This is a genomic window from Bacillus salipaludis, assembly GCF_030938565.1.
Taxonomy (GTDB): Bacteria; Bacillota; Bacilli; order Bacillales; family Cytobacillaceae; genus Neobacillus; species Neobacillus salipaludis_A.
This window is the reverse complement of sequence record NZ_JAVGVR010000001.1, coordinates 4,577,163-4,592,444: the sequence shown is the minus strand read 5'-3', so window position 1 is coordinate 4,592,444 and position 15,282 is coordinate 4,577,163. Positions and strand designations below refer to the sequence as shown.

The window sequence follows — 15,282 nt, the reverse complement described above, 5'->3', positions numbered from 1 at the left end:
AAGAAAAAGGACTTAGTTTTCAAATATATAAGGGGGAAAGTGTCAATTGACTTGGTCGGTTTTACACATAATCGGAATTATAGCTTATGCAGCTAGTGGGGCATTTGTTGCTTTGCAGGCCAAATATTCTTTTATTGGAATCTTTGTTCTTGGTCTAACAACGTCTTTTGGTGGAGCAGTAATCAGGAACATAGTTCTCGATGTCCCTATTTCTTCCATTTGGGATCGTCAATCCTTATTGATTGTACTAATAACGTTAACTACCATCGTAATCGTTAATAGGAAATGGGTTAATCATTGGAAACGATGGGGATATTTCTTTGACTCTATTGGTCTAGCTTCCTTTGCGATACAAGGGGGACTGTTAGCAAAAAGCCTGCAACATGATCTTGGCATTATTGTCATCGCTTCAATGTTTACTGGTGTTGGCGGCGGAATGGTTCGAGATTTATTAGCGGGGAGACCTCCCCTTGCATTAAAGGAAGAAATCCATGCAATCCTTACATTTTTGTGTGCTGTTTGTATTTGGTCTGGGTGGAGCAGCCCTATAGAATTGACGACCGTAGTTGTTTTCGTTGTTTTTATTCGAATGTACTCGATTCATAATAATTGGAGACTTGAACTACCTTGCAATCGGATTGAAAAACAATAATAATACTGTGTTAATGACGTATCGTAAATTGTTAACGAAAACCTTGATGGAAATAAACTTGATGATCTGTGGAGGATTTAATGACAAAGAATTTGGAACATAAATTTAGTATGTTGATTCGTGAAATACGAAAGGAATATATTGGGAATGGGCCGAGAGAAATTACTACTCGTATTACAGGTCCTTGGGTAATTTGTGAGATGAAAGGTAATTTAACAAATGTTGAAAAGTTTATGATAAGTTCAAAAGAGGGAGAGTTGATGGTTCATGAGGCTCGAACCGAATTAGTGAAGAATATCTATAAAGATCCTGAACTGGTGAAAAGAATAGAGGAAATGATGAATGCAAAAATTGTGAGTATCTTTACTGATATCAATATAGAAATTGATACTGCAATGACGGTTTTTGTTTTTGATGAATCTATTATGGACAAGGAATGAGATCCTTTGATGAAACCAATAGTGAAAAAACGAGAAATTCTAAAATGTACAAATGGGTATACGCAAATAACTGAAGATAGTATTGTGACAGAGTCTCCTGTTACAGTAAAAATAAATGGACAAGAGCTTGTGACAATGGTTTGTACACCAGAGTATATTGAAGATATGGTAATAGGGTATTTAGCATCTGAAGGGATAATAAAAAGTTTTAAAGATGTAAAAGAGATTTGGGTTCGAGAAAATGATGGTTATGTATATGTAGAAACAGATAAACTGAATCCTTATTATCAAAATTTCCACAGCAAACGCTATATAACGTCATGCTGTGGAATGAGCAGACAAGGCTTTGTCTTTGTAAACGATGCATTAAATGCTAAAAAAATGAATGATATTCGAGTGACCCTTTCTACAGATCAATGCTATCGCTTAATGGAAGATTTGCAAAATTCTGCGACAACTTTTCAAGATACAGGAGGAGTTCATAACGCAGCTCTTTGCGATGGAGAGGGTATAATCTTAAGTCGGATGGATATAGGTCGGCATAATGCTTTGGATAAAATATACGGATATTGCTTAAAAAATAACATCTCAATTGGAGAAAAAATTATTGTCTTTAGTGGACGCATCTCTTCAGAAATATTATTAAAAGTATCAAAAATAGGATGTGAGATAGTCCTTTCAAAATCGGCCCCAACAGAATTAGCTCTACAGCTGGCAGAAGAGCTTGGGATCACAACGGTAGGATTTATCCGCAATCAATCTTTGAATATTTATACTTGTCCAGAAAGAATAAAGATTAGTAGTCTGGTATATTAGTTCCTTTTATCTCCTAATCACTTTAAGTAATTCAAACGAACTCATCATATAAAATTTCCAGCTTTTTAATTTTTTCCATTGTCACAATCCAAAGTTTCCATCAAAATAAAAAGAAAAAGGCAACAAGGGAGAAGGAAACAGAAAAATGAAATTAGTTTCATGGAATGTAAACGGCCTTAGGGCTTGTGTAAAAAAGGGCTTCTTAGATTATTTTAAAGAAGTCGACGCAGATATTTTTTGTATTCAAGAAACGAAGCTGCAAGAGGGGCAAATTGAGCTAGATTTAGAGGGATATAAGCAATATTGGAACTATGCCGAAAAGAAAGGCTATTCCGGCACAGCTGTTTTTACAAAAATGGATCCGATTTCGGTAAAATATGGACTGTTAGATGAGGATTCTGAGTCAGAAGGCCGTATTCTCACGCTGGAATTCGATGATTTTTTCCTGGTGAATGTATATACACCGAACTCACAGCGGGATTTAGCTAGACTTCCGTTTCGTTTGGAGTGGGAGGAACGAATTTTAGAGCATCTTCAAAAATTAGATGCGATCAAGCCGGTTGTGTTATGTGGGGATTTAAACGTTGCCCATAAGGAAATTGATTTGCGCAATCCAAAATCAAATCTGGGAAATTCTGGTTTTACCGAGGAAGAACGCGGGAAAATGACCGGGTTGCTGGAGTCAGGATTCATTGACAGTTTCCGGCATTTTTACCCTGAACAGGAAGGGGCCTACACATGGTGGTCTTACATGATGAAGGTCCGCGAGCGGAATATTGGATGGCGGATTGATTACTTTATAGTTTCTGAGCAGTTGCGTGATCGTTTAGTCGATGCGAACATTCATTCAACCGTTTTGGGTAGTGATCATTGTCCAATTTTACTAGAAATAAAGTAGAAGATGATAACTTTTTCTTATCAAAATTCATAAAAAAACCGTCATTTTTTTTACCGTAGATGTGGTTTATAGTTAATATTACTCCATTACGGTTAGGGGAAATGAACATGGATATTAAAAAAGACGTTCAACAGCAGTTTGGAAAAAGTGCAGACTCCTATGTATCTAGCGAGATTCATAAGCAAGGGAAAGATCTGCAAATATTGTTGCAGATGGCGGAGGTAAGCGGAGCTGAAGCTCTTCTTGATGTGGCAACGGGAGGCGGGCATATGGCCAATGCTTTTGCGCCATTGGTCAAACAAGTGACCGCCGCTGATCTTACCGCTGAAATGTTACAGGCCGCTGAAAAATTTATCAAGGGAAATGGTCACCAAAACGTTGATTTTGTTCATGGTGATGCGGAAAATCTGCCGTTTTCTGATGAATCCTTTGATATGGTCACATGCCGGATTGCTCCGCACCACTTTCCAAACGTCGATCAATTTGTAAAAGAAGTGTATCGTGTCTTAAAGCATGAAGGGCAGTTTTTATTGGATGACAATGTGGTCCCGGAAGAGGATGAATATGACCAGTTTTATAATTTCATCGAAAAAAAGCGGGACTACAGTCATTTTCGCGCTTGGAAAAAGACAGAATGGCTAAAGATGCTCGAATTAAATGGGCTGGATGTCGTTGAATGGCATCGGTTTGATAAAACGTTCCGTTTTGATCCATGGTGTGATCGGATGAAATTATCCCAAGAGGATAAACAAGAATTGACGCAATACATTCTCAAGTCCACGGACAAGATTAAAGATAAATTTGAGGTTAGGATCGAGAATAATCAGGTTGTTTCATTTAAAGGCGAAGCAATCGTTTTAAAGGCTAGGAAAAAATAATGAAAAAACCCTTTGCACGAAAAAGATCACTCTCTTTTTTGCAAAGGGTTTTTTGTGGTTTTTAACCGATATTATATATCATTTAATGCCGTACCAAATTCATCAAATTCAGGTAATCTTTCGTCAGCAGCTGAATTTTCAAGATTCTGCTCTTCACTATTAACATTTCCAATTTGTTCATCCTTCTTTTGCTGGAACAATAAAACCATCTCCTTTTCTGAAGTTTTACCCATATATTTTTCCCCAAAAAAATCCATCTTAACCTATGTTTATAAAAAGTGGTTTGGTTATATGCATCCTACCGGAAGATGCTGATTGTAAAAATCATACGGAATCCAAGCTAAAAAAGCAGTTATTTTTGTATAAAACAACCATAGTTATATGAGGTGAAAACCGATAAATTAAGAATATGGAAATTGAATGTTCTGAAAATATAGAAGGTCCACACGAAATGAGAGGTGAGGTTGTGAGTTTCATATCGAAAAGAATAGGTCAGATTCCACCCTATTTATTCGCGGAAATCAATAAGAAAAAAGCTGCGATGATAGAGTCAGGTGTGGATATCATTGATTTAGGGATTGGCGATCCTGACCTCCCCACTCCAAAGCATATCGTCGATAAATTGGTGGAGGAGCTTCAAGATCCCTATCAATTAAAATATCCGAGCTTTACAGGGTGCGCTGAATTTAGAAATGCGGTTGCAGATTTCTATTTACGGCAATATGGGGTAAAGCTTGATCCGGAAACGGAAGTGCTGGCATTGATTGGGTCAAAAGAAGGGATTGCCCACTTAATTCCGACATTAATCGATCCGGGAGATTACGTATTAATTCCAGATCCAAGCTACCCTGTTTATAGGATGGCAACTATGCTTGCAAATGGACAGTATTTTAATATGCCGCTTAAGATTGAGAACAACTTTGAGCCTGACTTTACAGCTATTCCAAGAGAAATAGTGAAACAAGCCCGGCTGATGCTGTTGAATTATCCCGGGAATCCGACGGCAGCTACAGTGGATCTTTCATTTTTCAATCAAGCGATTGAATTTGCGCAAAAACATCAAATCCCGATTGCCCATGACTCAGCCTACAATATGGTCACCTTTGATGAATATAAGGCACCAAGTATTCTTCAGGCTGCGGGAGCAAAAGAGGTTGCGGTCGAATTTGGATCCCTTTCTAAAACCTATAATATGACAGGATTTCGAATTGGATATGTGGTTGGAAATAAAGAAATCATTAAGGCACTTTCCATCCTAAAAAGCAATACAGACACAGGTCAGTTTACGCCGATTCAAAAGGCCGCAGCCTTTGCCTTAAACAGTAACCAAGGCTGTGTTGCCAAACATAATCAAATCTATAAACAGCGAATGCTGTCAATGGTGGAGGGGCTTAAATCCATCGGGGTCAAGGTGGAGCCGCCAAAGGGAAGCTTCTTCATCTGGGCTCCCGTTCCAAAGGGATATACTTCTTCTGAATTTGTAACAAGTGTTCTGCAACAAACGGGTGTAATTCTAACCCCCGGAAATGCATTTGGCCCTTCAGGCGAAGGCTATTTCCGCGTATCCTTATCCGTTCCAAGTGAAAGATTACACGAAGCGATTGAAAGAATTAAACAAAATTTAAAAATAATGATTAGCTAAACTGGAGGGTATATGATGAAAAAAATCTTAAACTATATAAATGGTGAATGGTGTCCATCTTCAACTGGGAAATTTACTCCCGTTCTAAATCCGGCAAATGGTCAAGTATTGGCTGAGGTAACACAATCAACGCAGGAAGATGTGGATCGTGCAGTCCAAGCAGCAAAAAATGCGCAGAAGGAATGGCGATTAGTACCTGCTCCAGAACGGGCCGATATTTTATATAAAGTTGGTTATCTATTAAAAGAAAGAAAAGAAAAATTGGCGCAAATTCTCACAAGTGAAATGGGAAAGGTGATTGAGGAAGGACGAGGGGAAGTTCAGGAAGCGATTGATATGGCCTTTTATGTGGCGGGAGAAGGACGGAGACTTTTTGGCGATACTGTTCCATCTGAACTTCGCAATAAATTTGCGATGAGCGTACGTGTTCCGATCGGAATTGCCGGGCTGATTACGCCATGGAATTTCCCAATTGCGATTGCTTCTTGGAAATCCCTTCCTGCTCTTGTGACCGGGAATGCAGTGGTCTGGAAGCCCGCAACCGAAACGCCGATGGTAGCGGAAGAATTCGTCAAGATTTATGAAGATGCCGGCCTGCCAAAGGGATTGTTAAATCTAGTCAATGGTTCGGGAAGTGTCGTGGGGAATGCGATGGTCGATCATCCTGATATCGATTTAATTTCCTTTACAGGTTCAAATGAAGTAGGAAAGGAAATTAACGGCCGCGCCGGTGCGTTGTTAAAAAGAACTTCTTTAGAAATGGGCGGTAAAAATGCGATCACGGTTTTAGAAGATGCAGATCTTGATTTAGCGGTTGAAGGCATTTTATGGGGAGCATTTGGAACAGCTGGTCAAAGATGTACGGCAACAAGCCGGGTCATTGTGCACAAGGATGTGAAAGAGGAGCTTGAAAGAAAGCTGCTTGCTAGTATCGAAGGATTGAAAATGGGCGATGGGCTTGATGAAAGTGTTAAGGTTGGCCCGGTGATCAATCGTTCTTCCTTAGAACGGATTGATGAATATGTGAAAATCGGGCAGGAAGAAGGAGCGAAGCTTCTAACTGGTGGAAGAATTGTCTCTGAGAACGGATTAGATAAAGGAAATTTTTATGCCCCAACGATTTTCACGGATGTAACTCCAGAGATGAGAATCGCGAAGGAAGAGATTTTTGGACCGGTTGTTTCGATTATTGCTGTTACTAGTTTAGAAGAAGCGATTGAAGTCAATAACAGCGTTGAGTTTGGGCTTTCTAGTGCGATCTATTCCGCAGATGTGAATCGGATATTCCAAGCCATGCGTGATTTGGATACAGGGCTTGTTTATGTGAATGCCGGTACATCTGGAGCGGAGATTCATCTACCGTTTGGGGGAACAAAAGGAACAGGGAATGGCCACAGGGATTCTGGTGTAGCTTCGTTGGATGTGTACACAGAATGGAAATCGATCTATGTGGATTACAGTGGCAAATTACAGCGTGCGCAGATTGATAACAATTAATTTTTTAAAATCAGAATCGCCCCCAATTGGGTGAAACAAAAGGAGTATGCGATAAATACTCCTTTTGTTTTTACTGTTTTTATAATGTTAGATTTCGAGTGTTGATGATCCTATAAATTAGTAAAAAATTAGCCATCCATGGGTGGCTTTTTTGTTTTGAATAAAGTTTCGCACAGAATTTAATGCTGTCTTAAAAAAGTATTATAAATATTAAAAATATTTTGACTAGTATTGCGCTTTATAATATAATCAAGGTATTCCATGGTCAGACCAAGTTCCGAATGATTAAAAGACATCATTATAACTATGGAAAACTTCAATAGGGAAAAAGAGGTGATTATTAATGGAAACTATTGTAACGGGGAAAAAAAGAAATGAAGACTTTAAAAACAGTGATGTAAGTTTAATTGATTGTGATGTTCATCCATTTTTGACTTCTTTAGATGAATTAGTCCCATATTTGGATGAAGCCTATCATAAACAATTAAATATTGGAAGATTTAGAAACGATCTATTGAAGGACCAGAATAATGGAGGATTCGAATTTCCTAAGGGAAGGTATAGTAATCCTGGTCATGTACTCCGGATTGATGCATTTACACCGAGCGGTGGGGTTCCCGGAACAGATCCAAAATTCTTGGCAAGAGATTTATTCGATCGATATAACACAACATTCGGAATTCTTAATATTGGTCACGGAACGATGGGGGCGCATCATAATGTTACGCTCGCTGCTGAATATACTCGCGCAGCTAATGACTGGCTGTATGATTCTTGGGTAAAAAGTGACCCAAGATATAAAATGACAATGGAAGTCATCCCATTAGACTCGCAGCTCAGTGTTAAAGAAATTGAAAGAATTGGTAAAAAGCCTGGTATTGTAGGGATTAATCTACGTGTTGTGAACATCCCATTTGGAAAGCGTCATTTCTGGCCAATTTATGAAATTGCGGAAGAATATGGTTTGCCAATTTTAGTACATCCCGATGCAGAAAATACTTCTGAATATTCAGCTAGTCAAGCCATTGGTCCTGCATCTACTTATATTGAATGGCACTCAACATTACCGATTATTGCTATGCGCCAGATTCCAAGTCTAGTATTTGAAGGGGTTTTTGAGAAGTTTCCAAAATTAAAATTTGCTTTTATTGAATATGGTTTTGCTTGGTTACCTCACTTAATGTGGCGTTTAGATAAAAATTGGAAGGGGCTAAGACAGGAAGTACCATGGTTAAAAATGCCACCAAGTGAGTATATAAGGAGAAATATTCGTTTAGGTACTCAACCTATTGAAGAGCCATATAAACCAAACCATTTACTCGAAATGATTCAGATGGTAAATGCAGAAGAAATGTTACTTTTTTGCAGTGATTACCCTCATTGGGATGGGGATAATCTCAATAGAATTTTTCTTCGTTTTCCAGATGAATTAAAACGAAAAATTTATTTTGAAAACGCTTTACAAACATTTAGATTTTAATTTTTCATAAGGGGTGATAGTTATTTGGAAACAAACGAAAAAACACAAAGCAGAAATCGTGTAGTTTTATTTCCTGCTGAACAACTAAAACCTGGGGATCGAAAGTTAGTAAAAATAGACAAGTTAGAAATCGCTATTATCAATGTGGATAATAATCTTTATGCATTTAGAAATGAATGTCCCCACCAAGGAATTTCGATGATATATGGTCCAGTAACAGGAACTATGATTCCTTCAAATCCTCAAGAATACAAATATGGCCTTGATGATCAGTTAATAAAATGCCCTTTACATGGTTGGGAATTTGACTTGAAAACAGGAAAGTCACTTTTTTCTCCTAATAAAGTCTCTCTTATAACTTATGATGTGCGAAATGAGGATAATCAGATTGTCCTTTATCTTAAAAGAGAATCTAAATCTATTAGTATTACAGACTTTCATTGCAGCCTCATTTGTAATTAACTAAGAATCCGAAGAGTGGTGAAAAAAGTTGTTAATCGTTTATCCTGATGCGGATCCGCAGTTTTTAGATATTTTGACAGATGATCTCTTGAGACCGCTAAAGCAAATTGCGGACATTCAAATATATGAAGGCAGACCGAAAACCCAAGATGAATTTATAAACAGGGTAAAGGATGCAGATGGTATTCTTTTAGGCTGGTCCATTCCAAATGAAGTGATCATGAACTGTCCCAAATTGAAAATTATTTCATTTACAGGGATTGGAGCTTCAAATTTTGTAGACCTGAACTACACTGCATCACTTGGAATTACAGTAACCAATACTCCTGGATATGCTGATAACGCAGTGGCTGAACATACGATTTCTTTATTGTTTTCATTAGCAAAAAATATTCATCAAAATCATTTGAATGTCTCAAGAGGGATTTGGGATCAAAACTATAGCAGTTTCGAGTTGAGAGGAAAAACCATCGGATTAATAGGGTTAGGTGGAATTGGGCATAGAATGGCTGAATTATGTAAAGCACTGGGCATGAAGATCCTTTGCTGGACCTTTAATCCAAATCGCGAAAGAGGACACAAATTAGATTTAACCTTTACTAGTTTAGAAGAGTTATTAAAAACTGCGGATATTGTATCGCTACATATTCCTTTCACCAATCAGACAAGAAATTTGTTGGGAAAAAAAGAACTTTCTCTTATGAAACAAGGTTCGTTTTTTCTAAATACATCAAGAGCAGAAATAGTAGATACATCTTCGTTAGTTGAATTGCTTAAGGAGGGAGGAATCGCTGGTGCGGGTATTGATGTATATGATGAAGAACCAATAAAGAAGGATAATCCACTTCTATCTCTGTCAAATGTTGTTTTAAGTCCGCATATTGCATTTAATACCCCGGAAGCATCACGAGAAATTTTCTCCATTGCAATAAACAACCTTGTTCAATTTTTTAGTAAGAATTATCTAAATGTAGTGAATTAAAATAAGAAGAAAGAGGGTAATGAATTGAAAATTATCGTTGTAGGCGGAGCAGGAATTCAGGCATTGGGTACCATTTATGACTTATTAGAAAATGAAGAAGTAACCGAGGTAATGGTGGCCGATATCCTATATGAAAAGGCTGAGGAAAGAGTAAACTTAATTGGGGATCATCGTTTAACTGCCGCTCAGATTAATGTCCTGAATGAGGATGAGACTGCAGAAATTATAAAAGATTTTGATGTTGTAATTAATAGTGGTCCTGCTTTTCTATGCCCTAATGTTACGAGAGCAGCATTAAAAGCAGGCGTTAATTATGTAGACCTAGGAGCATGGCCAAAAGAAACCGAAGAACAATTAGAATTGACAGAAGATTTTGCAGCCAAAGGAATTACAGCTGTTCTTGGTGTGGGAAGTGCACCCGGGATTTCTAATATGATGGCTTTAGCAGGGGTAGAGCAACTTGATACCGTGTCAGATATCGATATCATCATTGCTATGAGAGATTTTACACAATATTCTTCACCATTAGTTACACCCTACATGTTGGATACAATAATCGATGAATATTCCTTAAATCCAGTGGTAGTTAGAGAAGGAGAAATTACAACGATTGAACCGTTAATTTCAAGACCTATCGAGTTTAAGGAACCTATTGGATTAGCACACCCTGTTTATACCATTCATCCTGAACCAGTTACGCTTTATCATTCTTTTAAAGAACTCGGATGCAAAAATACCACCTTCAGTATTGCGCTTCCTAAGGAATTCCATGAAAAAATAGAGTTTTTGGTCAGACTGGGTTTTGCTAGTACGGAACCAATCGAAATGGGTGGAGTGCGGCTATCTCCGCGTCAAGCATTATTATCGGTCACTAGTAAACTCGTTCAACCCAATGTGGATAGGGATCAGTATAGCGTAACTAGAGTGGATGTAACTGGAGAAAAGAATGGACGAAAAGAGAAAGTTGTGGTGGAAGTATATGTTGGATCCGAAAAGAAATGGAATATTCCAGCGGGAGCATTAAAAACATCTATACCTCCTTCGATAGTGGCTCAAATGCTTGCGAAGGGAGAAGTAAAACAAAAAGGAGTATATCCGCCTGAAAAATGTATCGAAACAGCGCCATTCTTAAAAGAATTAGAATTAAGAGGCATGAAGGTATATTCATACATTGTTGAACATGCACGATAGAAGATGCTCTTCTTTTAATACTCTTAATCCTGCTATTTCAATAAAATAATCTATAATATGGATAAATGAATCTCTCATTACTTAATCGGTTTTCCACACCATGAAAAATAAATTGAATCATAGGAGGAAAATGAATGGTAAATAAAGCAAGTAGTATTGTAGATGATTCACCACTAACAAAATTCCACATTAAATTAACAATATTTTCTTCAGGAGGTCCGTTCCTCGATGGCTATATTCTTAGTATAGTTGGAATGGCATTACTTTCATTAAATAAATCATTTGAAATCAACAGTTTATGGAACGGATTGTTAGGTTCTTCTGCCTTAATAGGGGTCTTTATTGGTGGACTGCTATTCGGATATTTAACGGATAGGGTTGGCCGGGAAAGCATGTATCGATTGGATTTATATGCTTTTCTAATCCTTTCCATATTGCAAATTTTTGCAACAAACGTGGAACAATTATTTGTTTTAAGACTCCTTCTGGGCATTGCAATCGGTGCTGATTATCCAATTGCAACCTCATTGTTAACTGAATTTTCACCAAGGAAATATCGTGGAAAACTGCTTGGATTTCTTATAGTATCCTGGTATTTAGGTGCTACGATTGCTTACTTTGTAGGTTATTTCTTATTAGACTCCGGCCCAGATGCGTGGAAATGGATGTTAGCGTCCAGCGCCATCCCTTCACTCATTGTAATTTTCTTGCGTTCAAAAACACCTGAATCACCAAGATGGCTTTTAAGTAAGGGAAAAAATGAAGAGGCATTGAAAATTATGAAATCAATTTATGGGGAATCTGTAACTTTGGCAGATATCCCAACTAGTTCGGTTCAAAAACCAAGTCTTTTAAAATTGTTTTCTCCTGCCTATCGAAAACGTACATTATTTGTGATGTTATTCTGGAATTTCCAATTAATACCGATGTTTGCGATATATACTTTTGCACCAACACTGTTAGAAACTTTCAAGTTAGATAATGGAAATTTATCCCATATCGGTTCAGCTTTAATCTCATTACTTTTCTTAATCGGATGTACTGTTGCAACCTTCTTTATTGATCGAATTGGACGAAGAGCATTATTAATCTATGGATTTTTATTTACAACGATTGCATTGCTGGTATTGGGGCTTGCTCCTGGAGCAAGCAGTTGGATTATTATCAGTATGTTCTTTATGTATGCATTTTTTGCGGGTGCCCCTGCTATTCTTGAATGGGCTTACCCAAATGAATTATTCCCTACAGATATTAGGGGAACGGCAGTCGGTTTTTCAACTACAGTTTCAAGGATTGGTGCGACAGTAGGAACATTCGGATTACCAATCGCTTTAGCGAACTACGGGGTCGGAACGACCATGCTAATCACTGCAGGGTTAAATTTAATCGGCCTACTAGTAGCCATTTTTATGGCTCCTGAAACTAAGAATCTTAGTCTAGAAACAGCTAGTCAGGAAGAAGAGGCCAGAGATTTGGATAGTCAAGGGAGTGTAACAATTTATTAAAACGAAGGGGCCAATTGAACTTATTGAACTAAATAAGTTCAAGAGGTCCTCTTTTTCCAAATTGGGTGAGGAAATGTAAATATCATTAAAACTGCTGCGAGGGATCATGGGATGAATATGAAAGTATGGTTTTACTTATTCTGGGCCAATGTTTTTTGGGCAGGTAATTTTATTTTTGGAACTTTTGTTGTTCCCGACATATCACCTCTTTGGGCAACATTTGCACGTTGGTTTTTTTCATTGTTTTTACTATTACCAATTGCCTATTTTACTGAGAATCCCAAGTGGGAAATGATTAAAAATGAATGGATTTCTCTTTTTCTAATGGGTTTTCTCGGTATTACAGGATATAACTTCCTCTTGCTAAAGTCACTTGAGTTTACATCAGCAACAAACGCTGCTCTGGTCAGTTCTTTACAGCCCGGAGTAATTGTATTATTTTCTTACATTTTTCTTCGTGAAAAACTTTCCTTTATTCAAGTTTCTGGGCTGATCATCTCTTTTTTGGGCGTTTTAATCATACTAACAAAAGGAAATTTGTTTGAGCTTTTTTTAACTAGATATAACCAAGGTGACCTTTTAATGTTAGTAGCAGTTATTCTCTGGTCATTTTATTCATTAATAAGTAAAAGGTTGAAGACGCCTCCTATTACAGCTACTGCAGTATCATCGTTTTTTTCGGTCCTTATTATGTTTCCTTTTACATTATTCGAAGGATTGGAAATGACTAAAATTGGATCGATGGCTATTATTGGGATTATTTATATGGCTTTGTTTCCTTGTGTATCCTCGTACATCCTGTGGAATTTATCCGTTCGGAAAATTGGACTCAGCAAGTCAGGGATATCATTAAATTTAATTCCTTTAATGACGGCATTGATGGCGATAACCATTGGAGGGAAAATAACAAGTGCTCAAATTTATGGAGGACTATTTGTACTTTTAGGAGTCTATTTAACAACGGGAGTTCACAAAGGAAGGTTTAAACTATTTAATCCTAAGGGACAATTTTGACAAAAAATTATGTCAAAATAAGTATGGAAATTTAAAATAGTATAAAAGTGCTTTGAAAAAATCATTGAGATTCAATATAATATTGAAATAGGAACACCATGGTTAGACCAAGGTTTAGCTCTAAAACTTTATAAATATACTTTTATTTAAGAACAAGGCTGTGTTAAAGGACAATTTTGATTTATGAACAGCGTTGATTGGAGCGGAAATCAACAACTAAGTTTAACAGAGCCAAGAACAAAAGGAGGGAGTTAAAATAAAATTAAACAAAGAGCAATCAGTGAAGTCATACGTGAAAATAATGGAGGAAATTCGTCACTTAATTCTTGAAGGTGGTTTATCACCGGGTGATCGTTTATTATCTGAACGTGAATTATCTGCACAGTTGAAAGTTAGCCGAACGGTAATTAGAGAAGCATTAAAAGCATTGGAAATGCTAGGGATTGTTGAGGTTAGAGCTGGCGGGACATATATTAAAGAACCGGAATTAAAAGGGGTCTATCACACCCTTTCATATACAATGGCTTTAGATAGCGTCACGATTTCTGATTTATTGGAAGTAAGGAAAATAATTGAAATTCAAGCAATTAAATTAGCGGCTACTCGGAGAACCAGTATGGACTTGGCTGTTCTCTCAGAAATTTTAGTAGAAATGAAACAGGCTATGCTCGAAAAAGACTTTGAGCGAAGTGTTATAACAGATCATGAATTCCATTCCTACTTAGTAAAGTGCAGTCAAAATAAAGTTCTTTCTATTATGATGGATGCAACCTCTGATTTATTTAGAGAATCTTTGGCTATCACTCGAGAAAAATTAGGCCAATATAACGGAATGGATAATGCAATATATACCCAACACCATGTGATTTTTAAAGCAATAAAAGAGCAGAATTTGGACTTGGCAGAGAAAATAATGATGGAGCACTTAAATTCTTTAGAAAGTGAACTGAAAATGATTACGCAGGGCAAAGATCCTGAATTACCAATTATCGATCATTCTGATATAGATGAGTTGTAAAAATGAAATAAAAGCAGGGAACCCTGCTTTTATTTCTGAAAGTTTAGTTTTTAGAAAAATAGTGGCAAAACAAAAGGCCTTTAGTATTGGCCTTTATTTTTTTAAAAACTGTTATTGGGTTGTTTCGTAAAATCTTTAATTGCAGCAACATGGTGCTGCCTAACGAAAAGTTCAATTTCTTGAGACGATTTTTTCGTTTTTAAAAGCGAAATAATGGTATTGTGTTCACTAATCGCTTCTATAGCTCGAGTAGGAAAGTACATAGGTTTTAATCGTCTAATTGTATCGAGTTTCTCCCACGTTTGTTCAATTAAAGAGTATAAGGATTTATTTGGACAATTATTAATTGATTGCAGATGGAATTCCTTATTCAATTTAATATACTCATTAAAATTAAAATTCTCTAAAGCTTCTTTTATTTGGATATTGATTTCTTGTAATTTCTTAATCTGATCGTTTGAAACAAAATTACTACCTATCGAGACAGCATATCCTTCAAGTACAGATAATGTTGAAAGAACTTCAAAGTATTCATTTTCATCAATAAAGGAAACTACAGCGCCGCTATATGCTTTTACATTTACTAGTCCCTCTGCCTCTAATCGTCGAATTGCCTCACGAATAGGAATCGGGCTTAAAGATAACTCCTTTCCTAATGTATCAATGACCAAACGCTGACCTTGAACATAAAAACCTTCTAATATACGAGACCGAATGACTTTATACGCAATTTCCTGTTTATTATCCTTTTTCATAATTAAATTATATATGATTTTATATATGATATCAATCAAATTTCACGATTTA

Annotated in this window: 16 protein-coding genes; 14 read left to right on the top strand and 2 right to left on the bottom strand. The window is 36.9% G+C overall.

All coding sequences use genetic code 11. The features are described 5' to 3' along the window. The first annotated feature begins 46 nt into the window (after positions 1-46). From RCG21_RS22670 to RCG21_RS22650, 5 genes are all read left to right on the top strand, one after another. On the top strand, positions 47-652 hold the full coding sequence (locus tag RCG21_RS22670) for a trimeric intracellular cation channel family protein (protein ID WP_308913799.1): 606 nt from the start codon (positions 47-49) through the stop codon (positions 650-652). 80 nt (positions 653-732) lie between these two features. Next, a complete protein-coding gene (locus RCG21_RS22665) occupies positions 733-1,092 on the top strand; it encodes a Na-translocating system protein MpsC family protein (RefSeq protein ID WP_133337726.1) in 360 nt (119 codons plus the stop codon). A 9-nt stretch (positions 1,093-1,101) separates the two neighbouring features. After that, positions 1,102-1,908 (top strand): formate dehydrogenase accessory sulfurtransferase FdhD, encoded by an 807-nt coding sequence (gene fdhD / locus RCG21_RS22660; protein ID WP_133337724.1) that lies wholly within the window; start codon positions 1,102-1,104, stop codon positions 1,906-1,908. A 145-nt stretch (positions 1,909-2,053) separates the two neighbouring features. After that, complete coding sequence (locus RCG21_RS22655) at positions 2,054-2,806, top strand: exodeoxyribonuclease III (RefSeq protein ID WP_133337722.1); 753 nt, start codon at positions 2,054-2,056, stop codon at positions 2,804-2,806. Between the two features lie 107 nt (positions 2,807-2,913). After that, positions 2,914-3,684: a class I SAM-dependent methyltransferase gene (locus RCG21_RS22650; RefSeq protein WP_133337720.1), complete on the top strand. Its 771-nt coding sequence runs from the start codon at positions 2,914-2,916 to the stop codon at positions 3,682-3,684. A gap of 71 nt (positions 3,685-3,755) precedes the next feature. Here the strand turns inward: RCG21_RS22650 and RCG21_RS22645 are convergent, their stop codons facing one another. Beyond that, positions 3,756-3,917 carry a hypothetical protein gene (locus RCG21_RS22645; protein ID WP_165976337.1) on the bottom strand — a complete coding sequence of 54 codons (162 nt, stop codon included), beginning with the start codon at positions 3,915-3,917 and terminating at the stop codon, positions 3,756-3,758. 233 nt (positions 3,918-4,150) lie between these two features. Here RCG21_RS22645 and RCG21_RS22640 point away from each other — a divergent pair, with 233 nt between their 5' ends. The 9 genes from RCG21_RS22640 to RCG21_RS22600 all read left to right on the top strand — a co-directional run bounded on the left by RCG21_RS22640 (position 4,151) and on the right by RCG21_RS22600 (position 14,475). Beyond that, positions 4,151-5,326, top strand: a complete 1,176-nt coding sequence (locus RCG21_RS22640; protein ID WP_308913798.1) for an LL-diaminopimelate aminotransferase — start codon at positions 4,151-4,153, stop codon at positions 5,324-5,326. Positions 5,327-5,341: 15 nt separating this feature from the next. Next, positions 5,342-6,823: an aldehyde dehydrogenase family protein gene (locus RCG21_RS22635; RefSeq protein ID WP_133337716.1), complete on the top strand. Its 1,482-nt coding sequence runs from the start codon at positions 5,342-5,344 to the stop codon at positions 6,821-6,823. A gap of 343 nt (positions 6,824-7,166) precedes the next feature. Further along, positions 7,167-8,303 (top strand): amidohydrolase family protein, encoded by a 1,137-nt coding sequence (locus RCG21_RS22630; RefSeq protein ID WP_308913797.1) that lies wholly within the window; start codon positions 7,167-7,169, stop codon positions 8,301-8,303. A 24-nt stretch (positions 8,304-8,327) separates the two neighbouring features. Beyond that, complete coding sequence (locus RCG21_RS22625) at positions 8,328-8,765, top strand: Rieske (2Fe-2S) protein (RefSeq protein WP_308913796.1); 438 nt, start codon at positions 8,328-8,330, stop codon at positions 8,763-8,765. 28 nt (positions 8,766-8,793) lie between these two features. Next, positions 8,794-9,747 carry a 2-hydroxyacid dehydrogenase gene (locus RCG21_RS22620; protein WP_133337710.1) on the top strand — a complete coding sequence of 318 codons (954 nt, stop codon included), beginning with the start codon at positions 8,794-8,796 and terminating at the stop codon, positions 9,745-9,747. Between the two features lie 24 nt (positions 9,748-9,771). Beyond that, on the top strand, positions 9,772-10,938 hold the full coding sequence (locus RCG21_RS22615) for a saccharopine dehydrogenase family protein (RefSeq protein WP_133337708.1): 1,167 nt from the start codon (positions 9,772-9,774) through the stop codon (positions 10,936-10,938). Between the two features lie 134 nt (positions 10,939-11,072). Further along, a complete protein-coding gene (locus RCG21_RS22610; protein ID WP_133337706.1) occupies positions 11,073-12,443 on the top strand; it encodes an MFS transporter in 1,371 nt (456 codons plus the stop codon). A 111-nt stretch (positions 12,444-12,554) separates the two neighbouring features. Beyond that, positions 12,555-13,457 carry a DMT family transporter gene (locus RCG21_RS22605; RefSeq protein WP_133337704.1) on the top strand — a complete coding sequence of 301 codons (903 nt, stop codon included), beginning with the start codon at positions 12,555-12,557 and terminating at the stop codon, positions 13,455-13,457. 301 nt (positions 13,458-13,758) lie between these two features. Beyond that, positions 13,759-14,475: a FadR/GntR family transcriptional regulator gene (locus RCG21_RS22600; RefSeq protein WP_165976334.1), complete on the top strand. Its 717-nt coding sequence runs from the start codon at positions 13,759-13,761 to the stop codon at positions 14,473-14,475. Positions 14,476-14,576: 101 nt separating this feature from the next. Here RCG21_RS22600 and RCG21_RS22595 read toward each other — a convergent pair whose 3' ends face one another. Then, positions 14,577-15,230 (bottom strand): GntR family transcriptional regulator, encoded by a 654-nt coding sequence (locus RCG21_RS22595; RefSeq protein WP_133337700.1) that lies wholly within the window; start codon positions 15,228-15,230, stop codon positions 14,577-14,579. Positions 15,231-15,282: the final 52 nt, after the last annotated feature.